Below are 26,041 nucleotides of genomic sequence, written 5' to 3'. Positions count from 1 at the left end.
TTTAATGCTCTTTTGCACTTTTAATTTCTTCTGCTAACCACTCATCAAAATCCTTACATTCATATTTATTGGCTTCATTACCAAGATCATGAACATAAACTCTCGGATTTTCAGAGTAATCCGTTAATTTGAAACAAGCTGCCCAATCGCCATCTCTAGCAAATGCAATTAAATCAGCCACACCTGTAAGCTCTTCAATAGCCTTACTATAAAGATAAACATTATCCTCAAACTCAGAATCCTCAAACCACCAAGGAAAATATTCCAATTCATTTATCTTTTCCATATTACTCGATAAATCAATATAAGACTGAGGAAATTTAAATTTTTCAGGTAATTGTTCTTTAGGATATAAATTAAATTTAGTTTGCATAATTACTTCCTTTATTTCACAACTTTTGGATCATACAGGGAACCATGCGCTAACTTAGCAGACCAACTCTTATCAACCCTATAAAATAAAGTTATAGAATTTAATTTATTAATATTTTATAAAAATTATCATTCACCATACTTATCTTTAATATTTTTATATATTTCCTCAAAAATATTATTAATTTCTTCATCTCCGCTATGATAAAGTTCCCAATCAAAATCATTTAATTCCATTGGTTGAATGTTTATATACAATCCATTACTTTCAATTCTTTTATCCCAATTTAAAATATCATTTGAATTTATTACATTAAATTGAGACAGCTCCTCTAAAACAGGAGTTAAGTCTGACGGCCTCCTTATTAATACATAAATTTTATTTAAATATAAATTAATAAACAATCCAAAACCAAAATACACCTCACCAACTTTGAATTCAAAATCTGTTTTTTTAGATTCCAATATCATCTCTTACTTTCCTCCATTTTAAATTTAAAGTCATTAACTTCCCCCTTAACTTTAAAATCTTTTGTCTCATAATCAATTTTTCCTGTTTTAGAGTTTTTATAAAAATGGATCTGATTAGACTGTCCATTAGGTAATTTTATTGACTCCGTAGTCATTTTCTCCCAATCTTCTATTCTTGAGCCATCTTTAGTTAAAACTCTAATAATCTCTGGATTGCGAATATACCCATCTTTTAATTTTAACCCCTTGATGGCACAAGCGTCCTCGCTTGTGCCTATCAACTAAAAGTGCGGTCAAAAAATTCAAAGAATTTTGAATATTGGCTCTGCCGATGGTTATGAGTAAAATTCACAATGTTTCTATTAAGCAGCACCAGCGTGGACGCTGGCGCTATCATAGGGGGGCAGATCAAAGTGCGGTCAAATTTTCCAGTATTTCGGTTTCTATATTGATATTGCTATATAGCACTGAAATTATATTCTACAATTCAATGACTAGAGGTAAGAGAACTAATCCACTTTAAATAATATTCTCGCTGCAAATCTAGTGAGTTAACTAAATTATGTTCTTCATAATCAAATATATCAACCAGATTATTAAAGGTTGATTGCTTACCTAAATGCATTTCATATGCCTTAAGTCCCATTCCCATTTGAAGACACATTCTAGATGGATATACATTAAGTTTATATCCTTTGCAAAACAAAATAACATTAGGATAATTAAGTTTAAAAAAAGATAAACACTCAAAAAAATTATCTTTAACTATTTCAACTTCACTATCTAGTTTTATTACAAACTTACACTTATGATTTGGCAGTTCTTCTAGCTTTACATCAACATTATTAATAATTCTGTTATCAATAGACATTTTTAATGTCAGATCCTTTTTAAAAAGTGCAGTCATAACTAATATCGCCTACTATCTATTTAGAATACTATAATTACCAAGTTTACCATTACTATCTACTGGAGTAACGCCTAATATATTTACAGGTTTTATGCCATATGGTATTGCAATCTCCTGCTCGCTAGGATATGGGCTTAAACTTCCTAATTTTTTATTTATATCAATACCTCCAACAGGCTTAATTGCATACACATATCCGTTTCGCATACCAAAATTAGTTGCAAAATTAATTGCAACACCTTGAGATATAGAAGTAGAAACTAAATTACTCGGAGGTGATGTATTATCCATAGCATGTAACAGCAGATCCATACTATTTCCCCTAGTTTTAAATCCATCCTTGAAAATCTCTTTAGGATCTCTCGAGTCTCCTCTATAAGTAAATGTATAATCCTCATCCCCAACATTAGTACGCTTATACCCATCCATTCCCGATGTCGGATAAGCTTTATTTTTTCCATTAATTAAGCTCTTAACGTTGCTTAATCCAACTTTTGCAGAACCTGCTACTGCCCCCAGACCTATTGCTGTACCAGCCTCCATGGCATTCAAACCAAATTTTGTTTTATCCGAAAGCTTGCTAAAACTTTCTGCATTCTCACTTTCAACTAAATTAGATAATGCAATACGATTTGCTGTATTTAAATCATTTGGATAATACACCGTCATACGACTAAAGAACCCTAAATTTCTCTCAAGCTCTTCAGCCCCTGTGTTCATTTCATGTAAATGTGCCGTTTCACAAGCCACATTCCCCTTACACGCTATGAGTTGCTGACGATTCTCTTCACTAATCCCTTTATATTTCTCTAAAATCGGTTTAGTATCACGGCCCTCTTTTTGCGCTTTACTCAGTTCTCGAATGAGGTTCTGAACATCTGCAATACTTAGGTAATTATTCTCCACCGCCCTTTTAGCTGTCCCTGCTCCAGAGGTGGCAGCAAGGAAATTACCCCCTTGTTCCGCTGTGGTGCCATTTGCTTTCGCCGTCAATGCCGCAGCCAATCCGCCCGCCAACTGACTTAACGTACTAATGTTTTCCTTCTCATTTGCAGTTAATTCACTGACCGGTTTCCCATAAGCTCTCGCGATGATTTCAGCGGTTGCCTCACCAGTTACCCCTGCCACTGCACCCGTCAATGGGTCTTTGCCTGTTACTTGAAACTCCACTGCTGAAAGAAGGGCATGAGCCATAAGATTAGTCGCTTTGTCTTTTGCCGTGTCACCCGCCGTCATCTCGTGGATGGTTTTGTTGAGATAAGGTGAAGCCAGTGCGACAAGACTGCCTGCGGTATCGTTTTGTGCCGCTGCTTGTAATGCCGCTGTCACGGCGCGAATCGCCATCCCTTTTTCACTACCAATGCCGTAACTGCGGTCGATTTCACCTTGCGTTTTCGTGATTTCGGCTTGAACATTTGTTAGCTGTTGCTTAATGGCGGCAAGCTGTTGTTCACTACCCGCTTGTCCCTTTAAGGCTTTTGCTTGCTCTTCCAGCTTAAACTTCTCAAGCCCTAGCTTGTTAATTTTCTCACGCTCATTATACGTGGCAATATTAATCGCGTTGTTGCTGATGTCGCCTATCACCTTCGCCATTTCTTGGCGTTCTTGCACTTTCTGTAAATCTTGTTTTTCAACACGTTGATTCGCATTTTTGGTATCCCGTGAAAGTGCGGTCAGATTTTCTGGTGTTTCGGTATCTATTGAATGTTGCCACTGATAGCTGATTTGGTTTGGCTATGTTCACTTTCATGACTATTGCCAAGCAAGCTCAAGGCACTGCTAAGCGCCTGCATTGGATTCACTCCACCACTGCCTGCACTAATGCTTGCACTTTCGGTTTTAATCTCACTTTTATTTTCAATATCTGTTGTCGCGATTGATTGGGTTTTAAAGCGGTTTTTACTTGCATCAGCATCACTTTCAATAATCGCACCATTTAATTGCGTGTGGTGATGAACGGTGACATCCATGCCATCCTCACCCACACTAATGCCGGCTTGCTCTTTTACTTGAGCATAATCCACTTTCGCTTTACTGTATGACGCACTCACCCTGATATTGCCATTCATTGAACCTAGCGTGCTACGTGCATCAGACTGCGTCCAACCTTCTGTCTCATAATCGTGTTTTTCTGATTTGGAACCAAAAGTAATGCCAATACCGCCGCCTGTGAATACACCTGACGTTTTCTTGGTTTCCACACGCTTATTTTTGAAATGATTGGTATCTGCTGTGATATCAACATCATGTCCAGCCTGAACATGGAGATTATCATCTGCAATAGCCTGAATGCCTTTCGCCTTCACATCATGACCTGCTGAAAGAAGCACACCTTCACCATTTAAGTCACCTTTCTGTTCCATTGCATAGACACGAGGCGCCATTACTTTGACTTGTTTTCCGCTTAGTAAGGTTACTACGCTAAGTTGAATGTGAAATTATAAGGTTTGCTTAACATAAGCATCTTTGAAAATACAAAAAGTGCGGCCAGTTTTTAAGAAGTTTTAAAACTCTTTAAAAATTGATCGCACTTTATATCTCTCAAGTCCAAATTATATATTAAATAATTATAAACTAACCTCAATCCTACCAGTGAAATCTTGATAGGCTTCAATGTATATTTGAGAAATACTTACTATCTAATGAAAATACTAATTTTTGGATAAAAATTTATTGTTATAACAAAGTTGTCAGATAACTTAAATGACAGAGAATCTCCATTTTCATCCAAATAAAGCTCCAATAAATCCTCTCTATAAAGATCAAATATAACACTATTATTTTTATAAGACTGAAGTCTAATAGAGTTCACTGTAAGATCAAAACTCAAAGTAACTCTCTCATCTCCATTAACAAACTTTGCAATCTGAATGACATCATCTATTTCACAATCACACCCATAAATAGCCATAAAATCATTACAACTTGGAATCACTAATTTTGTATTATTCATTTTAATTTCCTCCCTTAAATATTATAGTAGTAAGGCGTCTAGAGCCATCATTCATTATCTCAAAATGACTTTCAAATTTTCTAATCCCGCCCGGCCCCGTAATTATACCTTCTCTAGCTTCAAACCTATGATATTTCCCATCTATATTTTTAGAATATGTATCCTTTACACTATTCCTAATTGATAAAGCCTCATTTAACGATTTATTTATTATCTCTCTTCCATTTCTATCATCATAAATCCCTATTGAAGATAATTGCTGTTTATTTTGTAAAGCTCTAGATGTGTTATGAGAATCATTCTTAACATTTCCAAATAAATAATTATACTTTTGATTATCCACTATCAATTTTGGTGCAACAACATACCGTTCGTTTTGAGTTACTTTATTGTTTAACTCACTATTAAACTTAGCATTCTTCACACCTAGATTATCTACACCTTGCAAGTAATCTTTATTCTCACTATGTATGCTTGTTGTCTTGGAATAGCTATTAGCCTTACTTGAAACAGAAACTTTTGGCAACTTAGCTTTTAAGGCTAATCCTCCTAATCCCACAGCTTCAGCCGCGCCTAAAGCAAGAGTTGCATAGTGTACGCTCTTTGGTAATTGGTTTCTTGTTTTACCATTTTCCAATTCCACAAAATCACTCAATTTAACCTGAGTTTCTCTGCTTAGATTATTAAAATAGGTCCCTAATCTTAAATAACTAAAGTTTTCATATGCCGCTTCATCGCCTGATTGCATCATCTGAATATGTGGTATATAACAAGCTGGATTATTACCACAAAGCTTCAATATTTCTTGTCGATTCTTCTCACTTAATTTTGCGTATTTTTCAAAAATAGGTTTTGTATCTCTCCCTTCATTTTCAGCTTTTGCCAATTCCTTAACGAGGCTATTTACCTCTCCGTTGTATAAATAATTATTCTCCACCGCCCTTTTAGCCGTTCCTGCTCCAGAAGTTGCCGCAAGGAAACTCCCTCCTTGTTCCGCAGTGGTGCCATTCGCTTTCGCCGTCAATGCTGCAGCCAATCCGCCCGCCAATTGACTTAACGTGCTAATGTTTTCCTTCTCATTTGCTGTAAGTTGATTTGGCGTTTTATTATAGATTGCCTGCGTGAGGATTTGTGCAGTCACTTCTCCTGTCACCCCAGCCACTGCACCTGTTAATGGGTCTTTGCCTGTCACTTGGAACTCCACCGCGGAAAGCAGCGCATGTGCCATCAGATTCGTCGCTTTGTCTTTTGCGGTGTCACCTGCCGTTATCTCGTGGATTTTTTGATTGAGATAAGGTGAAGCAAGAGCAACAAGACTGCCTGCGGTATCGTTTTGTGCCGCCGCTTGTAATGCCGCCGTCACCGCTCGAATCGCCATGCCTTTTTCACTACCTATGCCGTAAGTGCGGTCGATTTCACCTTGCGTTTTCGTGATGTCGGCTTGAACATTTGTTAGCTGTTGCTTAATGGCGGCAAGCTGTTGTTCATTACCCGCTTGTCCCTTCAAGGCTTTTGCTTGCTCTTCAAGCTTAAACTTCTCAAGCCCCAGCTTGTTGATTTTCTCACGCTCTTCATAGGTGGCAATATTAATCGCGTTGTTGCTGATGTCGCCTATCACCTTCGCCATTTCTTGGCGTTCTTGCACTTTTTGTAAATCTTGTTTTTCAACACGTTGATTCGCATTTTTGGTGTCACGTGAAAGTGCGGTCAGTTTTTCCGGTGTTTCGGTCTCTATCTGAATGTTGCTGCTGATAGCTGATTGGGTGGTGCTGCGCGCGCTTTCATTGGTATTGCCCAATAAGCTCAAGGCACTACTAAGCGCCTGCATTGGATTCACTCCGCCACTGCCTGCACTCATGCTCGCACTTTCGGTTTTAATCTCGCTTTTATTTTCAATATCTGTTGTAGAAATCGATTTGGTTTTAAAACGGTTTTTACTTGCATCAGCGTCACTTTCAATGATGGCACCATTCAGTTGGGTATGGTTGTGGATATGGGCATCCATACCATCCTCACCCACACGAATACCGGTTTGTTCATTCACTTGAGCATAATCTACTTTTGCTTTGTTATAGGAGGCACTGACCGAAGCTCCGCCACCTGAACCATACGCCATCGAGCCACTTGCACTCGCACTCGTTTGTTTGGATTCGTATTTCTCTGTATCTTGACGGCTCGTTATCGTCAGATTTTGAATATCCGCTTCCCAACGTTTTGCTTTGAGATTCGCAGCATCAAGGATTAAGCCGCCTTCTTCACTGTTCGTGATGATTTTATCCGCAGTGAAATGACTATTTTGCCAACGTTCACTATCCGAGTTAGATTTGCCCTTAGTAGCATTGACCGAACCCTCAATACCTACACCATAGCTATTGCCATTGGTTCCAACAAAGACGCCTACACTGCCCCCTGCAGATTTATTTTCTGTGCGTTGGTGCTCTTCGTCTTTCACGCCTTTTATCTCAATCCCTTTTTTGCCTGATAATGCCATCAATTTCGCATTCGCATCCACGCCCTCAAAAGTGAGTTTTTCATCGCGGGCTTTTATATTAAGCGTACCTGTGCTCACCGTTGATTTTTGATGACGAATACTCTGGCTTTCGCTACTTTGTGTTTGTTTTTGGCTGCCATAACCAATACTCACCTTCATACTTGGGCTGGATGTCGTCCCTGTATTCTGCATATTACCAGCTCTTAAGGCATCTAAGGTTTCTGCCACCTTACCCACATTTTGAGCCGCCATTGTCGCTTCTTCCGCGGCTTTCACTGCATAAAGTGCCTTGAGTTTTCCATTGGTGACTTGTTGGCTGCGATTCACACTGTTATAAGCCGCTTGTGCCATATCGGTCACCGGTGTACTCAAGGCAATCGTCACGCCAGATTGTTTATACTCATGCCCCTCTTTACGTTCAATAATATCTTTTCCCGCTTCTACCTTCACGCTTGCACCTTTAATATCAATGCGATTCGTGTTTGGCGTAATCATATCCGTTCCCATGACATTCGAATGGTTACCCGCACTCACCGTGATATTGCCATTCATTGAACCCAGCGTGCTACGTGCATCTGATTGTGTCCAACCTTCCGTTTCATAATCATGTTTTTCTGATTTCGAACCAACGGTAAAACCAATACCACCGTCTGTGAACACACCTCTGGTTTTCTTGGTTTCCACGCGCTTATTTTTAAAATGATTGGTATCCGCTGCAATGTCAACATCATGTCCAGCCTGAATATGCAGATCATTATCCGCAATAGCCTGCATACCTTTCGCCTTCACGTCATGACCTGCTGAAAGCACCACCTCTTTACCGCTCACCTGAGTGCCGACTTGAGTAACGGAGTGTTGTTTGTCAAGACTGGTTTTGGTCACCTTCGCCACACTGCCACTTTTCGTTTTGTGGAATTCTTCAAAATCACGGCTTTCTTTTGCACCATTCAGCACAAGGTCATTTTTAGCAATAGCTATTAACTTCGCTTCGCTATCCAACTGTGCCCCTTCGGATAAAATATTTTTACCGGTTAGCTCAACATCACCTTTGCCTTTTATGCGGCTGACTACCGCTTCTTCCACTTTCTCATGACGGTAATGATTGCCTGCGCCCATTTTCTCATCAAAGCCCACTGAAAGTGCGGTCAGATTCATGTTATTTTTACTTTGAACAAGCGTATTGCCATTGCCATCGTTAATAATATCTGCACCTTTAGCGTTCAGATTATTTGATGAGAGTTCTAACTGGCCATCTTCTCCTTTCACATGGAAAAGCGCTTTACGAGCCAATGTCGTTTCACTACGTTGGAAATGAGATAAGTCCACATTTGTCGTCATCGTGGTACTTTCGTGATTTAAATTACCGCCCACATCCACTAAGAGGGCGCGCTCAGCTTCCACTTTACCGCCGATATTATCGAAGTTATTCGTGGTTTTGATGTCTACTTTATCACCTGTAATAGTGCCTTCGTTTAATAAGCTTTCGGTATTTAATAACGTAAGCTTACGGCCTGCAATCGTGCCACTATTGGTTAAACGGTTACTCCGTAAATCAATCACATCCGCTGAAATCAACGCACCTTCACCATTTAAGTCGCCTTTCTGCGCCATGGCATAGACACGAGGCGCCATCACTTTGACTTGTTTTCCGCTTGGTAGCGTCACTTCTTTTTCTTCAAACCAGACAATATCTGACGTAAGTTGTGCGACCTGAGCAGGGCTTAAAGCCACACCCGGGGTTAAATTGAAGCGTTTCGCAAACGTAATACCATTATCCATTAACCCTTTATATTGCGCCTCTAAATCTTGATAACCTGTTAAGAACATACGTCCCGTCAACTGATTAACTTGATCTCGCACTAAACGCTGCTCGTAATAGCCATCCCCTAAGCGTCTTAAGATATTTTGTGGATCACTGCGAAGTGCTTTAAACATATAGTCACCACTGAGCCATTGTTTACGATCGGTAAACTGTGGATCCGTTTCAATTAATGGGCGATTCGTTGCCTCGGGATTTGTTTGATAAAGGCTAGAGGTAGGCAAAGAAACATCCGCACCAATCGTACGAATTTCACTCAGCTCAGCTTTAGCATTCGATTGATTCACGCCATTGGCAACATTAATATTGTTCGCAAGTGCGATAGTTTCCATCGAAAGATTGGCTTTTTCACCTTCAGGCGTCACTGTCGTATAGGCTTCCGTACGAACTTGTTTTAAATCCAATTCTGTATCAGTGATTTTTTGGTAGTCATGACGGCCAGCCCTGTCTCGCTGGTGATAGCGTTTAAATCCACCTCGCCAACGAGAGTAAGTCCACTCTTGATTCCCATTATCAACAACTCGAGTAATCCCCATTTCGGGTACATTGTTTACCCCCTCAGAAGAGTTATTAGGGTTATAGATCTTACCTGCCGCAATTATTTGGCTGCGGTTATTTTCCACATTACCGTTAAATTCAACATCGCCTTGACTTAAAATCTTACCAGGATGCGTTTCTTTCACCTTAGTTTCGCTGGTTATACGTTCTTTCACATTAATATCCCAGAAATTGGTAAAACGCTTACCCTCTATCTTTCTATTATGAGCTTCAATCGCATCACTTAAAGCCTTAAAAACGGCCTCATTCTCTAATTGCCATTTGAAATACGGTGCCAACTGCTCTTTATAAGGTTCTAATTTTTCCTCATATGCCTTCATTGCTACTTTATACTCTGCTAATTTAAGCTCATATTCCTGCATTTTTTTCTTATGGAATCGAGCATTTCCAAAATACATACGCGCTGGCATTTCAGGCTCTTCAGGCTTGATTAAAAGTTCTTTAGGAACGGTGACGTTTGGCGCCTCAGTTTTTGGTGGTGCCACACCTAAAGCTGCCCAAATCGGATCGTTTTTGTTATATTCAACAGTAGAGCAATTTGACTCATTCACACAAATATTCTCTCCTGGCTGAGCAATAATTTTGCCATCAATATTCGCATCTGTTGCCATTACTGGATTGTCTGTTTTATAAGCAACCTTGCCTGCGCGGCTAAATGAGACCCATTTCAACAGGTTAAAATTAATCCGCTCATTAGCATTTGGATTTCTGCCCTCAACTAAGTAATGTTCCTCTACCGTTTCACGTTTGACTTCCTCTAACCTTGTATCAATACGGGCATTTTTGTTTAAAGTTTCACGCATACCAAGGATAACGCCTCGTCCCTCAATCAAACTACCGCTATTTAATAATTTATCGCCTAAATCTTTTGATTGATTGTTTTCATCTAAAGCGCGACCAAATACGACTTTCCCTTCAGAGGATAAAGTACCGCCAATACCATTAAACACCCATTTTTGGGTAAAGATTGTTTTACTGTTCTCAACGAAAGGCGCTGCAACATCTAGACGTTCTTTTGCCGCAACAACCGCTGATTTAATCGTTCCATCAGATTGTAATTCATCTGTATTCACTATTTTTTGACCAGCCTGTAAAGCAACATGACCACCATAAATACGACCAGTACCGACATTAGTTAATGTATCACCAGTCTTGATAACATTTTCTACTGTCCCTTTAATCAACCCTCTATTGGTTATATTCTGCTCACTTGTAAGTGCGGTTTGTTTTCCTTGAATTTCAGCATTCTCTGTATTTTCAATATTCTTCGCATTAACTTGGGTATGACCTTCAGAAAGTAACCCTGCTTGATTAATCAAATGTCCTTGAGTTGTTAAACTTAATGAAGAACGACCAACTAAATCGCGTTGACTATCAAAATCCTGAACAAGTTGGATATTTGCATGGTTAGCCTCAATATCGCCATCACCAGAAAGTGCATTAACCTGAATATTCAATTTTTCTGCAGCCTGAATTGAACCTTGGTTATTTTTTATGGAAGCGCCTTTACCCTGAATACGAATATCCCTTGTAGAGAATAATTCACCTTGCGTGTTGTCTAATTGATTAACAATATTCAATACCTGAGAAGAAACCGAATAAATCCCACCTTGTTTATTATCCAATTGCTGAGCATTCACCTCAGCCTTACCCGCAAGGATACCCTGTGTTGGTACTGATTGCGCATTACCTTTAGTATTTTGGTTATTTAGATTAGTGGTATTAACCGTTAAATCACCCTGAGCTTGAATGAGTGAACCTGTATTGCCGACTTTTTGGTTATTAATGTCCCTTGCAATATTTAACGTTGAAGAACCGTCAGCAACAATCATTCCGGCTCGGTTATCCACGGATAATGCGGTTAAAGTTAAGTCTTTACCACTTAGCAAACGGCCTTCTCGATTATTTAAGAATTGATTTTGCTGGGTAAGACTCATATTTCCACCAGAAAGTATTAAGCCTTTTTCATTATTTAACCCTTTTTCTAGGTTTAATGAGAAATCACGCACACCTTGGCTTGCCCATCGGCCATGTTGGTTTTCTACTCTTTGCGCGGTTGCATTAATCCAATCCGCTTTTAAATTAGCGTTCTGTGTTAAAAGTTGAGAAGGGGTATGTAAATTGATTTCATTTTTTGCAATGAGCGTCGCTTGATTTGCATTAATTTCACCTTGATGAGCCACAATATGAACATCTTGGCCACTTGTTTGACTCTCGCTAACATCGACTGTTTTAGCTTGAACATCAACCTTACCAGAGGCAATATTTTTCCCTTTTGCAACAGTTGTTTTTACTGTTTTTATTTCAAGGTTTTTAGTCTCACCAACCTCATCTACTTCTCGGACTTTACCATTTTCCTCAACACCCGCAGCTAATACAGAAGATTTGCCCGCTTCGACTGAATCCGCTTGATAACGAATATGCCCACCTGAAATAGTCGCTCCTACCTGATTAATCTGATTTTTAGCATTAACTAGAACATCACCTCGTGCTGTTTCAACTTTACCTTTTTGAATCACATCAGACTTGGTTTTGATTTGGACATCTTGTTTACCGCTAATCCCCCCTTCATTAACAATACGGCCTTGACTATCAATTTTCACCTCACCCGCTGATGCACCAATATGTCCCGCATTACGTACACCAAGGCCTTGACCGTTATCCACTAAATGGATTCTCTCTGAATACATCCCACCCAATTGGCTCACATCGACACTGTAGCTTTGGTTTTCGTCTTGGGTATCAGAAGTGCGGTCAGTATTGTCGGTATTTTTATCGCCCACGTACACAACCGAATCATTGGTACGGTCAACGTTGTTTTTACCAGTGGTGACTTTAATGCCTTTTTTCGACCAAACCTCACCTTTGATTTCGGCTTTCTCACTGATGATATCGGTGTAATCAGATTGACTGTTATCCATCCCTTTTTGGCCAACAGTCACCTTACCGCCTTTTACGCGATAGCCTTTCAACTCACCATTTTCCACTTCTACTTTGCCTGTTGTCAGGGTGGTACGCCCAGCATTAATCACACCACAGCCATCACATTGAATACCACTTGGGTTAGCAATCACCACATCTGCTTTTTTACCCGCAACCTCTACATAACCTTTTAAACGGCTTGGGTTCGCTGAATTGACCTCATTAAGAATCACTTTTGCTTCACCTCGAGCAAGATTCGGGTTACCTTGCACCCAGCCCGCCATTTGCGTTTGTACTGCTTTACGGGCATTGTTTAATACTGTACCTTTCTCTGCTACATCAAACTGTGAATATTGGTTACGTGATACCCCTCCTGCACTTGGTGTTTGAATATTCACTTGCGGTAAACCATTCGCTGTTTGAAGTACGATGGGTTGTTGATTACCTGGTGCAGATTTATCTGCACGAATGGCCATATCTTCTGCATGAACAGAAGGCGATAAGAAGACGAAGCCCAATGCCAGCATAAGGCTGAAATGAATAGGATTAAGTGAAAGTGCGGTTGAAAATAGCCCTGTTTTTTCTTGTTCTGAGCTCACATTTTCACTTTGCGCTTTACCTTGAGATTTTGCCAGCTCAGATACCACCACAAGCTGATTTAATACACGGCTAAAAATTACTTTATAATGACGTTTATTCATTTTTTAATTTCCTTTAAGTTTTAATTCTGTTTGGTTTTAATCAATTTATTCATCTAAAAGCGTAAGCATTAAAAACGGTAGCTCACATTAAATCCAGTTGTCACATGACTGGTTCTAAATCCTTCTGGTTTTTTAATTGGAACACCCACAAAATAATCATAGTTAATGCCCCATAGTTTACCTTGGCGGTAACCTTGCATTTCACCCGCGAGTTTTGGGTTTTCTTGAAGGGCAAGCGCATAAGCCTCATCCCAATCTTTCAACGAGACCACAACATTATTATAGGTCTTCCCTGGGTTTGAGATTGCTTCCCATAAAGACACTACGGTATCATCTAAATTAACAACCGCATCCGCTGTTTCTTTAACGCTATCAATTTGCCCTTTAGCCTCTGCAATCTCTAGGCCTTCTTGATATTCTTTAGCTTTATCCTCATCTCCATTGAATAAAACCTTGGCATACATTTCAATGTTTTGCTTACGCTCATCACTAGGATGAACATCATCTGCCATGCTGTTATTCTCCACAGAGTCTTTCGCTGTTTTAGCTGCAATAATCGCCCCATCAGAACTATCTGATAAACTACCACCAACAATACCTGCCGCTACTTGGCTTAAAGACGATACCGTACGTTTTTCTTCTTCGCTGAGCTTTTCAGGTGATTTATCATAAAGAGTCGAGGCAAGGAAATGAGCCGCCGCCTCTCCACCTGCTGCACCTGCCGCACCCGCAGCAACATTACGGTTACCCGCATAAGCCTCTACCGCACCCCAAAGTGCATGAGCAGTCAAATTGAGCGCGGTATTCACATTGCCTTTTGCATCTATCGTCGCTTTCTTAATTTGATTATTCACCGCAGGTGATAATCCTGAAGCCACCACTTCCGCAGCTGGTCTGCCGGCTAAAGCGGTGCTGATAACATTTAATGCCGAATCAATGACAAGACGTTGGCTTCCACCTGTTTCCCATTCTTTGGCTTCACGACTCGCTGTCTCAAAATTATCTCGTGCTTGTTTGACTAAAGCGCGGTTAGTTTCGTTGTTGTTTTCTGCCTTGGCTTTTTCTGCTTCTTCTAATGCAATTGCGGCTTCATGACGTTTCGCTTTTGCTTCTTCGCCAAATTTATTAGCAAGCAAACTCCCTGCTTCCACGACATTCTGTCCAAATTTCTCTGTCACCTCACGTTGGAAATCAAGTTCTTTTTGAACATCATCTTTATTAAAACGATTCTCTAATTTACCACTTTGACTTGGTGCACTCTCTGTAGTGATATCGGTTTTAATCGCAGCAATTTCTTCTTGCACCGTTTTGCCTGTATGTTTTAGCTGCTCTGCTTCATCTTTAATAATGATATTTTGTGTATTAATACCACTTTTTGTTGTGCTAGATTGGCTATCGGAATCTTTACCATAGCCCATGCCATAAGAGAATTGGAGAGATTCCTTACCTTCAGCCAATTTCTTGATGTTCTCTTGTCCATTTACTCCTTTAGAATTAACAGTTGTGTTGCCATTTTTATCGGTATAAAGCAGATTACCATCTTTATCCGTGGCTTGTTTTGTACTTTGAGCTGCACCATTTTCGCCAAATGGTGTTTCAAAATTAGCTGATACACTGCCACTCACACCAAAACTGCTGCCACTGTGATTTGAATGATTTTCAATATCTGAATGAGTAATGCTACCAGTGCTAAAATGGTTTTTCCTTCAGTATGAGTACGTGATTCGCTATTTTTAAGCTATTAATAAAACTTATAATATTGCACCAAATTTTGCTTAAAAACTCTACAAAGTCTATATTTAAAACACAAAAAGTGCGGTCAGTTTTTAAGAGGTTTTAAAATTCTTTAAAATTAACCGCACTTTCAAACATTAAATTCTACGAATACTTTTTCATTAATTCATAAATCGGTTTTAATTGAGGCTCATTCTCTGTAGGTTTATAACTTTCAAGAATAGTTTCATCCTCATTTACTAAATAATGCACATTTGCCCCTTTTTGAAGCATAAGCTCTAAAACATCCAATCTCTCTGGGATATATCCAATCATAGACAAAGGGATTAAACCATCTTGGTTCGGTAAATTAGGATTTGCTCCTGCTTTGAGCAACGCTATCGCCGCCTCAGCATTTTTACTTCGTAATGCATAATGCAAAGGAGTCATTCCATATATATCCTGAGCATTAACATCAACGCCATTATCAATATAGAATTGTATTAATTCTACTTTAGGTTCCGAATAGCAAAGTATCCTATGTAGATAATTCCATTTATCTAAGCTAGTAATTTTTTTTATATCTGATAATTTTTTTTCTAAAAATATTTTTCTTAATAGTTGAAGATCATTATTAAAATTACTCTCTACAATTTTTTCTTCCAAATCCAAGTCATTAAATTTAGAAAGATTCATCTTATTTTCCTCCATTCATAAAATTTCCCTCCACGATGGCGCGCGTTTCCTAACGCGTGCCTAAAACATCAATTTCGCCCAATTCAGATTTTTACTATTTTCATGAATAACTTCAGTTTGTTTATTTTTAGATAGATATAAGCACGCGTCAGGAGACGCGCGCTATCTAGGGGAATACGCATCTGTTAAAAAGTACGGTCAATTTTTGAGAGGTTTTAAAACTCTTTGAAAATTGACCGCACTTTATATCCCAATTCAAACTGTATGCGTCTTAAGTATCAAACAGCACTGGTATCTTAGTCGAACTTAACATTCTTTGAGCATAGTTTTCGAAGCTGCCAAGTGGTTAATATTCTCAGAAAAAACCACCTCAAACTTATCATCTTTTGAGCAAAAATTTAAGAATTCTATTGCATTATTACAGTCATCACTTAAAGAAATACAACCATACCCAATATCTTCATGAGGGTATAATGCTATTTTTAATGTTGGATTAATTAGAAAACAATGATCGCCTACTACCTTATTATATTTATACGCCATAGATAATTCACAAAAACTCAATATATCCTTTTTATCAAAACTCAATGACATTATATTAGCTGGAAATGGATATTTATTATCTTCATAAAAATCTTCAATAAGTCCATTATATGGCATTAACACTCCCATCTCTTTAGCCTTATTATAAACACTTTCATAATAAGAGACCTCTAAATCAGAAAACTCAGGGATAGAAGCACTATCATCATATGCCAATGCAGTTAGTAGAAAAAAATCATTGATAGAGTCTTTAAAAAAGGACTCTATCATTTTAGATGACATTTGTATTACTGATTGCATAGTAAGATCTCTTGCATAAAAGTAGCCAACCCAACCTGGGCTACTACTAAAATTATTAAAATTTATTTTATTAAAAGATATAACGCTATTTGTTGTCAAATTTAATGATTTTTCCATCACTTTTACCTATTGTAATCTTTCTTCTTACTTCTGGAGCATTCCCTTTTAATCCAACTTTCCACTCACCATTTTTATCTGAGTGAGAGGTATGGCTCTCTGACCAAATTTCACCAGTATATTTATTTTTAAAATTTTTACCTCCTTTTAATTTAATGAAATCGTCCGGATGTGTTGTTGGTGTTCTTACTATATCACCCACACTTGCACTATTGACCTTTTGTTTTGGCATATCAAGGAAACAATCATTATGCACCCACACCCCATCAACATCAGAATTCGCTCCTTTGATAAAGTAAGTATGGTCAGTCTCAACTGTCAGGTTATACGCACTTAACTTCTCAGCCTTGATGCTAACACCTTTCACCGTTTGCCAGTGATTATTTTCTGACAATAACTTATAGCCGGCTTTCAGATTTTGTGCATCTACCCACTGAGCATTTTGGATTTCTCCGTTGTAGTGATGCCCCTCAGAACTCGGTACTAGCTCACCTTGATTTACCTGGGTAAAGAATGGATGAATTTTGTTTGAAACAATAGTTTGATGTTTGCCCTGTTCATCAATCACTTCCACATATACCGTAAAATCATACGGGTTGTTGTAGTGCGCTTGTACACGCTGATAGGTCATTTGTCCTGTCAGTTCGTTTTTCGCATAAACCTTATCACCAACTTTAATAGACTCTATCGGCTTATAACCTTGCTCCGTTTTCACTTCCATGTCACCACGGAAAGAACAGGTTTTTGGGGTTACTCTCGCAACATTAATACCAGAATGGGCTACATCAATCTTTCCATTTTTTAATTTAGCAATAGACTTAGCCATCGCCAATCCCGCACCACTTAGAACCACTCCTCCAGTTGAAACACCTTTCATTTTACCTTGGCGGTAACCTTGCATTTCACCCGCGAGTTTTGGATTCTCTTGAAGGGCAAGCGCATAAGCCTCATCCCAATCTTTCAACGAGACCACAACATTATTATAGGTTTTCTCTGGGTTTGAGATAGCTTCCCATAAAGACACTACGGTATCATCTAAATTAACAACCGCATCTGCTGTTTCTTTAACGCTATCAAGTTGCCCTTGAGCTTCTGCAATCTCTAGGCCTTCTTGATATTCTTTAGCTTTATCTTCATCTCCATTGAATAAAACTTTGGCATACATTTCAATGTTTTGCTTACGCTCATCACTAGGATGAACGTCATCAGCCATGCTGTTATTCTCCACTGAATCTTTCGCTGTCTTAGCTGCAATAATTGCCCCATCAGAACTATCCGATAAAGTACCACCAGCAATACCTGCTGCTACTTGGCTTAAAGAAGATACCGTACGTTTTTCTTCTTCGCTGAGCTTTTCAGGTGATTTATTGTAAAGTGTTGACGCTAAGAAATGATCAGCCACCTCTCCGCCTGCTGCACCAGCCGCACCCGCAGCAACATTACGATTGCCCGCATAAGCCTCCACCGCGCCCCAAAGTGCATGAGCAGTTAAATTGAGCGCGGTATTCACATTGCCTTTTGCATCTGTTGTCGCTTTCTTAATTTGATTATTCACCGCAGGTGATAATCCTGAAGCTACCACTTCCGCTGCCGGTCTGCCGGCTAAAGCGGTGCTAATAACATTTAATGCTGAATCAATGACAAGACGTTGACTTCCCCCTGTTTCCCATTCTTTGTTGTGCTAGATTGACTATCGTAATCCTTACTATACACCAATGCAGGGTTTAGGTTTAAGGTTTAAGGTTTAATAGTAATATTCGCATTTTCGGCAAAGGCGAAGTCAATGGCCATCGCCGTTTAGGTGTCTTACTCGCTCGTGATATTTCTGTGGAAAAAGCATTGGAAAAAGTAGAGCGCGCTTACGCGAAGTTGGATGTGAAATTATAAGGTTTGCTTAATATAAGCATCTTTGAAAATACAAAAGTGCGGTCAATTTTTGAGAGTTTTAAAACTCTTTGAAAATTGACTGCACTTTTTTCATTCTATTTCCAAGTAGTACACTAAGAAAATTCTAATTTGTTATCAAAAAACTAATACTTAATAAGACTATAACTTTTGATAGCATGCTCTTATTTTACTTTTTATCGTCCATGCATTTTAATGTAGCAAGACTTGCTTTTCCCCTTTCCTCAGCAGTTCCTCTTGGTAAATTTTTAGTTTTCTCATAGCATAGATCAAATTTTTTCTCCTCCTCAGGAGTCATATCAGATATAACATCACCATTCCAGAACCGAACAAAATAACTATTAGAAGAAACACATGCTGTCAAAATACTACAAACCAAAAAGATATATAGATTTATCTTACTCATGTTTTTTATCTCCTGAATATGTTATTACTTTAGGTAGAGAAAGATTAATATCTGCACTCCCCCAAATATCTTTGAAATCTTTCAAATATTTATTTTTGGCTTGATTAGATTCAGGAACTATTATTCCTCTTAAATCTATAGGGTTCCCATTATCATCCACGAGCTTTTCACTAGGAATCTCAGCATAATAACTACTATGAGAGTAACAGAATAAACATGCTCCACCAGTCGTATTATTAAAACCTGTAATACCTAAATTCCATTTATTGCCTACAAAGTCGGCTTTATGAACGGCAGACTTAACTTCTGTTCCATCACTCGATTGCCAATTTCCATTTTTATCTTTATAAATATAACCACCATTATTTTCAACTAGATTGTTCTTGTAACTTTGAACATTCGTTGCTGTACCAAAAAAACGGGACTCTCTAATTGGAATATTCGTTAAGCCATTTCTATTTGCATATTGAAGCGCCACACTTGCGGTTAAACCACCTCGACTATGATTACTAAGATCAATTTGGTAACCATTTTGTTTTGCATGATCGTACAACTTAACATTTGCTTTCTCTGCAGTGGTTAATGGTAATCTACCACCTAATAAATCATTCGTTTTATCATAAGCAGCATAAAGCATTTCCGAAATAATATTACCTGTTGGTCGATTATAGACAACAACGACACCCTCTTTATTTGTATCCCATTTATTTTGCTTAATCGCATTTTTTAAAGCATCATCAAACGGATTAAAAATGCCATTATTAGAAATAGTGATTACATTATTTAAATCACCAGGTTTTAGTTCTGAAATATCGAAAATTTGTCTTTTATAACCAATTTGAGCCTTTTTATCATTTTCTTTAGGTCTCAATGTTCCATCCATATTGTGGTCTGCACAATATAACGAATCCTGCTTACACTTCTCTAACCAAATTTGCTCTGGTGAGAACGCAGTGCGAGTCATGGGAGTACTCACTGCTGCTGAACCGGTATATTTGAGCGCTGTAGAATTACCCCAACCATATACCCCACCTAAAACAAGATCTGTTACGAGAGACACTCTCTCCCATGTATCAGCTTGTTCCTCTAACTTAAGAGACTCATCAGTGTTGTAACCTGTTTTGCCATCCTCACCTCTATTGTTTCGGCGAATTTCTACTGCTTCCGCACGTTTTGCATCTGCAATTTTGAGAAGTTCATCTTTAATTCCTTGACGAGTCTGGTCAAATTTTTCGGTGACCGAACGTTGAATATCGAGTTCTTTTTGAACATCATCTTTATTAAAACGGTTCTCTAATTTACCACTTTGACTTTGAGCACTATCGAGAGTGATATCTGTTTTTATAGCAGAAATTGTTTCATTGACCGTTTTCCCCGTTATAGACTCTTGTGTACTTGTATCACGAATTTCAATATTCTTAGTATTAATACCACTTTTTGTTGTGCTTGATTGGCTATCCTTGTCATAACCAAATCCTACGCTATGTGTTGTTTCTACAGAATCCCATCCCGCTGCTAAAATTGGATTATCCGTTTTTACTGTAGTTTCTTTACCGTTCGCATCTCTATACAAAGGCTGGCCTTCTGCATTTTTAGCCTGAACTCCACTTTGTGCTTGACCATCTTTACCAAATGGTGTTTCAAAATTAGCCGATACACTACCACTCACGCCAAAACTGCTGCCACCATGGTTTGAGTGATTCTCAATATCTGAATGAGTAAGGCTGCCAGTGCTAAAATGGTTTTTGCCATCCTCTTCTGCCTTTTGGGTTGACGTAATCAATGCACCTTTAAGATCGGTATGCTTATTAACATTAATATCATAACCTTCATCTCCAGCATAAATTCCAGCTTGTTCATTCACGCTAGCATGATCAGCATTGATTTTCGATTTATTGAAACCACCACCCGCAGCAAAACCATAGCCTACTGTCACACTACCACTTACATTCATTTGTTTACCATGGTAGCGAGATTTATCTTGTAAGCTCTCGATATTCAGGTTTTCAGCATTAAGTTCTACTCGTTTGCCTTTTACTTGGCTGCCAATAATATTGGCATCACCACCTGCATGAATCACAGTTTTACTTTGGCTGTCACCTACATGACTAGCGATATAAGTGGTTTCATCGCCATTACCATAACCTTTTCCGTAATTACCGCCTAAAGTAGCCCCAGCAGCCGCACCATTACTCACTTTAATGGCTACCCCTGCATTAAAACCACTCGATTTATTAGTGCTACGTTCTTGGTGGTTTTGTTCTGCTGCTTTGATGTTTACTTGATTGTCTGCCATCAAAGTCGTGCCTTGTTTGCCTGAGATATCTGAGCCTTCAATATTAATGTTCGAATCCTTTCCCGTGCCTGTCGCCACAATATTTACTTTGCCGCCAGCATTAACTTGGGATTTATAGGCTGTTTTTCCTTCAGTATGCGTGCGTGATTCATTTTTTTGTTGGCCATAAGTGATTTGCACTCCAATCACAGAATCTACATTTCCTGTGTCACTCATAAATTTTCCGACATCATTTGCAGCTTGTCCGACTGATTGAGCTGCCCGATAAGCATCAAAACCAGAATTAGCTGCTGCCATAGCATTTACACGACCATGCTTACTCTCACCTACTTGTCGAGTTGATTGCACCACGCCTTGTGCTGCTTGCATAGCAGAAATAACAGGAGAGGTAATAGCAATCGTTAAACCTTTTTGCTCAAATTTTTGTTTGGTATTGGTTTCATATTTATCATCTGCAGCTTTAATATCGACTTTTTTCGCCAGAATATTCACATCGCCGTCTTTGATTGCACTCACCTTACTAGCGGTCTGAGTATAAGTGTTTTCTGCAATCATCGTAGTATTACCGTTCAAGCTGCCTACTTGGCTACCTTGTGCATAAAGCTTAGTCTGATCACTTTCCGTGGTTTGTTTTTGAGAACCAAAGGTTACGCCAATACCACCTCCTAACATACCAGATTTTTTCTTGCTGTAATAATCATCAGAGTAGACTCGGTTCTCAGCTTCACGAATATCAATGTTCTTAGCTTGCACCGTTAAGCTATCATCACCCACAACACTAGAGCCTTGCACTGTGACATTACCATCTTGAGAGTAAATCACAACACTCTTACCATCAATTTCACTACCTTTACTCAAATCGTAATTATGCTTATGTTTATATTCTTCAGTAACGCTCGTAAACGCACCTTTAGATTTTTGCTTATTACGGGTATCCAGATGTTCAATATCTCGCCCTTCTTCAATTCGAACATTTCCTTTAGAGGCAACCATTACTTTGCCATTAGCGCTAGTTACCTCAGCTTGGCGAAGTATGGTTTCTTTTTGACCAACTAAGCGCACACCATCCTTACCTTCAATAACAGAGCCTACTTCACTTTCTTTATCTAAGTGATAATGGTGGTTATCGCTAAAGTCATAGTGTTCTTTACTGCTTTGCTTCTCAGTGCCCACCGAAAGTTTGCCTTTTGCATTCACATCAACCTTGCCTGTCGATTTCACTTTCGCAGCCTTCACTGTGATATCGCCATCACTTTGAATAGAAATCTTTCCGTCTTTTCCTGTCACCGTCACTTCGCTTTGACGATCGACAAGCTTATTGCCGGTTTCGGTACGTCCTAATTGGCTTTGTGTTTCTGTTGTGGTGGCACCAAGCTCTACTGATTTTCCACCGTATAGAGACAAGCTATCTGCAGCCACAATCTTACCGCCAAGGTTCACTAATTTTTGCTTAGCATTAAGGTTGACATTATTAGCAAAAACCAGACCTTTGTTCTCTAAATCTTGACCGTATAAATTTACTAGGTTTGCAGCAAGTACCGTCCCTTCATTGGTCATATTGGTTACCGAGCCCACAATGCTATCCCCCGAAATCACAGAGCCTGTAGGGGTAACTTGTGTACGATTAGTAGCCAAATAAATTTTTGGCGTTAATACATTGAGTTTTTTACCACTTGGTAAAGTGATTTCTTGGTTTACCATCCACACTAAGTCAGTGGTCAGCTCCGCTATTTGTTCTTTGGTTAAACCGACACCTGGCACTAAATTAAATTGTTTGGCATAACGTATACCATTGTTCATCAAACCTTTATATTGCTCTAAATCATTTTGGTAACCTTCAAGATAACGACGACCGGTTAACTGATTGATTTGCTCATTCACTAAACGCAACTCATAAAAACCATCCCCCAAACGTTTCAGCATATTATTTGGGTCGTAGCGTAATGCATTGAACATATAATCCGAACTCAACCATTTTTGCTTATTCGCAAAACGTGGGTCGGTTTCAATCACATAGCCTTTTGGTGCATTAGGATTCACATTATAAAGAGAAGATTTATCCAGCGATTGAGTCAGATGATTTAACACCACATCCCCCACATCACCTTTATTAGCCACGTCATTATTAGTAAATTCAGGTTCTACATTTTCTTTATAAGCAAATACGCCCAAATCTTTCACTCTTTCATTTTGCTTAAAGTAAGGACTAGTATCATCTTTAGTGGTATCGTAATAATCAATACATTTACCAAATAGTTTTTTGGCACACGCTCGCCCTTTATAAAACGCAGTTACACTGCCTGCATCCGTTACAATAGTACGACCTTTCAACTCTTTCTGATCTAATTGTCCATCCGCAATTTGAATCACCCCACCAGCAATCACCTTACTGTCTTGGTTATCCACATGTGCATCATTAAAATCAATACCACCTCCACTTAAAATCTTCCCTTCCTGGTATTTTGGTTTAAGTACCATAGTTTCATTCACTGTGCGGGTATAATCATATTGATGCCAGTTATCACTTTCGATTTTGCCGTCTGGTGAAAAAATGTGATAAAGATTTTTTACTTTTTTTTTCAAACCACCAAGGCTACTCTTATCATCTTGTTTAACCTTATAAACCCCAGAGTCTTTACCGTAGATAGTCGAATCATTCCCAATTCGATACTCAAAAACCGGCGTAGACGAAGTATCCACATTTTCTGTTTCAAGGAAAAAGTGTTTATTTTCTACTTTACCTGTATTGAAGCTAATCGCTTTGCTTTTCGCATTGTCGAAAAGGTTTAATGCTTCAATTACACCATTGTAGTTGTGAACATACGCTGATTTACCTGTAGCTTGGTTGTTTTCATCTAACGCTTTACCCACATAAATCTTACCCATACTTAAAAGGGTACTTTCATTGCGGTTTAAAACTTTATCCACGCCCACATCTAAACGCTCACGCGCCGCAATTACAGCAGATTTATCCCCTTCTTCAAGGTTATTTAAACTATCCCCCTGTAAAGCTACATGGTCACCATAAATACGACCGGTACCTAAGTTATTGATGGTTACAGCTTTTGCCACAGTCAATGCGCCATCAATTAAGCCTCGGTTAGTCAACGTATTTGTATTAATGCGTGTTTCATTACCACTAATTTCAGCATCTTTAGTGTTATCCACATTAGCGGCTTTAACATCAGCCTTATTGCCTACACGTAATTGGCTATTATTTTTAAAATCCCCTTCGGTTTTAAAATCTAAATTACCGCCAACTTGGAAGGCATTATTTAACGTTAAACTGTCTTGTAAACGAACCGTTAAATCCCCTTTAGTTTTGATATCACCTTCATTGGCTAACGTCTTCGCTTTTAACTCAATTGATTTACCCGCTTCAATCTCACCTTGTTTGTTATCCATAGTTTGAGCAACATCTAGTTGGGTATGCTCATCACTGTAGACACCCCCTTGTTGGTTAGAAAGATTTTCAGCGGTAATCGCCACTTGAGCACCACGGATACCTTGTTCCGTTTTGCTGCCAGCTTTCGTCCCTTGGTTATCTACATGTTTCGCTTTAATCGTCACTTTATCTGTCGCAACAATTAAAGAGCCTTTATCAGATTGCTTACGGTTATCCACGTTGTTCGCATTAAGCTGAACTTGTTTACCCGCAATCACACCCTGTTTGTTATCAATGTTTTGAGCGTTAAGTTGTGTTTGAGCTTTAGCATAAACGGTACCACGGTTCTCAATATTCTTTTTCGCATTGAGTTGGGTATTTTCGCTCCCCCCAATAAAACCTTCATTGACAATCTTACCTTGGCTGTCAACTTTCACGCTTCCCGCTGATGCACCAATATGCCCCGCATTGCGTACACCAAGACCTTGACCGTTATCCACTAAATGGATTTTCTCCGCATACATCCCACCTAATTGGCTTACATCCACACTATAGCTTTGGTTTTCGCCTTGAGTATCAGAAGTGCGGTCAGTGTTGTCGGTGTTTTTATCCCCCACGTACACAATCGAATCATTGGTACGGTCAACGTTGTTTTTACCAGTGGTGACTTTAATGCCTTTTTTCGACCAAACCTCACCTTTGATTTCGGCTTTCTCACTGATGATATCGGTGTAATCAGATTGACTGTTATCCATCCCTTTTTGGCCAACAGTCACCTTACCGCCTTTTACGCGATAGCCTTTCAACTCACCATTTTCCACTTCTACTTTGCCTGTTGTCAGGGTGGTACGCCCAGCATTAATCACACCGCAGCCATCACATTGAATACCACTTGGGTTAGCAATCACCACATCTGCTTTTTTACCCGCAACCTCTACATAACCTTTTAAACGGCTTGGGTTCGCTGAATTGACCTCATTAAGAATCACTTTTGCTTCACCTCGAGCAAGATTCGGGTTACCTTGTACCCAGCCCGCCATTTGCGTTTGTGCCGCTTTGCGGGCATTGTTTAATACTGTACCTTTCTCTGCTACATCAAACTGTGAATATTGGTTACGTGATACCCCTCCTGCACTTGGTGTTTGAATATTCACTTGCGGTAAACCATTCGCTGTTTGAAGTACGATGGGTTGTTGATTACCTGGTGCAGATTTATCTGCACGAATGGCCATATCTTCTGCATGAACAGAAGGCGATAAGAAGACGAAGCCCAATGCCAGCATAAGGCTGAAATGAATAGGATTAAGTGAAAGTGCGGTTGAAAATAGCCCTGTTTTTTCTTGTTCTGAGCTCACATTTTCACTTTGCGCTTTACCTTGAGATTTTGCCAGCTCAGATACCACCACAAGCTGATTTAATACACGGCTAAAAATTACTTTATAATGACGTTTATTCATTTTTTAATTTCCTTTAAGTTTTAATT

At 39.0% G+C, this 26,041-nt stretch carries 13 protein-coding genes and 1 pseudogene; 1 reads left to right on the top strand and 13 read right to left on the bottom strand.

The window, feature by feature from the left end; all coding sequences use genetic code 11:
- Nucleotide 1 precedes the first annotated feature (1 nt).
- From AC6H0J_RS06360 to AC6H0J_RS06310, 11 genes are all read right to left on the bottom strand, one after another.
- Entirely contained in the window at nucleotides 2–373 is a 372-nt protein-coding gene (locus AC6H0J_RS06360; RefSeq protein WP_497513190.1) for an SMI1/KNR4 family protein, read from the bottom strand.
- A 128-nt stretch (nucleotides 374–501) separates the two neighbouring features.
- Complete coding sequence (locus AC6H0J_RS06355; RefSeq protein WP_497513188.1) at nucleotides 502–843, bottom strand: stage III sporulation protein AF; 342 nt, start codon at nucleotides 841–843, stop codon at nucleotides 502–504.
- A 487-nt stretch (nucleotides 844–1,330) separates the two neighbouring features.
- The gene (locus AC6H0J_RS06350; protein ID WP_497513187.1) at nucleotides 1,331–1,750 is read right to left on the bottom strand and encodes a hypothetical protein; all 420 of its coding nucleotides are present in this window, start codon (nucleotides 1,748–1,750) and stop codon (nucleotides 1,331–1,333) included.
- 15 nt (nucleotides 1,751–1,765) lie between these two features.
- Nucleotides 1,766–3,364 carry a scabin-related ADP-ribosyltransferase gene (locus AC6H0J_RS06345; RefSeq protein WP_497513185.1) on the bottom strand — a complete coding sequence of 533 codons (1,599 nt, stop codon included), beginning with the start codon at nucleotides 3,362–3,364 and terminating at the stop codon, nucleotides 1,766–1,768.
- 86 nt (nucleotides 3,365–3,450) lie between these two features.
- Nucleotides 3,451–4,137: a hypothetical protein gene (locus AC6H0J_RS06340; protein ID WP_497513183.1), complete on the bottom strand. Its 687-nt coding sequence runs from the start codon at nucleotides 4,135–4,137 to the stop codon at nucleotides 3,451–3,453.
- Between the two features lie 251 nt (nucleotides 4,138–4,388).
- On the bottom strand, nucleotides 4,389–4,706 hold the full coding sequence (locus AC6H0J_RS06335) for a hypothetical protein (RefSeq protein ID WP_049372001.1): 318 nt from the start codon (nucleotides 4,704–4,706) through the stop codon (nucleotides 4,389–4,391).
- Between the two features lies 1 nt (nucleotide 4,707).
- A complete protein-coding gene (locus AC6H0J_RS06330) occupies nucleotides 4,708–13,197 on the bottom strand; it encodes a two-partner secretion domain-containing protein (protein ID WP_497513181.1) in 8,490 nt (2,829 codons plus the stop codon).
- A gap of 68 nt (nucleotides 13,198–13,265) precedes the next feature.
- A complete protein-coding gene (locus tag AC6H0J_RS06325; protein ID WP_497513179.1) occupies nucleotides 13,266–14,822 on the bottom strand; it encodes a VENN motif pre-toxin domain-containing protein in 1,557 nt (518 codons plus the stop codon).
- 253 nt (nucleotides 14,823–15,075) lie between these two features.
- On the bottom strand, nucleotides 15,076–15,606 hold the full coding sequence (locus tag AC6H0J_RS06320) for an ankyrin repeat domain-containing protein (protein ID WP_497513177.1): 531 nt from the start codon (nucleotides 15,604–15,606) through the stop codon (nucleotides 15,076–15,078).
- A 306-nt stretch (nucleotides 15,607–15,912) separates the two neighbouring features.
- The gene (locus AC6H0J_RS06315; protein ID WP_497513175.1) at nucleotides 15,913–16,566 is read right to left on the bottom strand and encodes a hypothetical protein; all 654 of its coding nucleotides are present in this window, start codon (nucleotides 16,564–16,566) and stop codon (nucleotides 15,913–15,915) included.
- Complete coding sequence (locus AC6H0J_RS06310; protein WP_497513173.1) at nucleotides 16,535–18,121, bottom strand: polymorphic toxin-type HINT domain-containing protein; 1,587 nt, start codon at nucleotides 18,119–18,121, stop codon at nucleotides 16,535–16,537. Before AC6H0J_RS06310 ends, AC6H0J_RS06315 begins: the two co-directional genes overlap by 32 nt.
- Nucleotides 18,122–18,312: 191 nt before the next feature.
- Between AC6H0J_RS06310 and purT the strand changes: the two are divergent.
- Nucleotides 18,313–18,453: pseudogene (gene purT, locus AC6H0J_RS06305) on the top strand (phosphoribosylglycinamide formyltransferase 2); the annotation flags it as partial.
- A 187-nt stretch (nucleotides 18,454–18,640) separates the two neighbouring features.
- Here the strand turns inward: purT and AC6H0J_RS06300 are convergent.
- Nucleotides 18,641–18,877, bottom strand: a complete 237-nt coding sequence (locus AC6H0J_RS06300) for a hypothetical protein (RefSeq protein ID WP_485861963.1) — start codon at nucleotides 18,875–18,877, stop codon at nucleotides 18,641–18,643.
- Nucleotides 18,870–26,015: a two-partner secretion domain-containing protein gene (locus AC6H0J_RS06295; protein WP_497513170.1), complete on the bottom strand. Its 7,146-nt coding sequence runs from the start codon at nucleotides 26,013–26,015 to the stop codon at nucleotides 18,870–18,872. The genes AC6H0J_RS06300 and AC6H0J_RS06295 overlap by 8 nt, the downstream gene beginning before the upstream one ends.
- Between the last annotated feature and the right edge of the window lie 26 nt (nucleotides 26,016–26,041).

This window comes from Haemophilus sp. THUN1691 (genome assembly GCF_059704425.1).
This window is presented reverse-complemented; position numbering and strand designations above follow the sequence as displayed.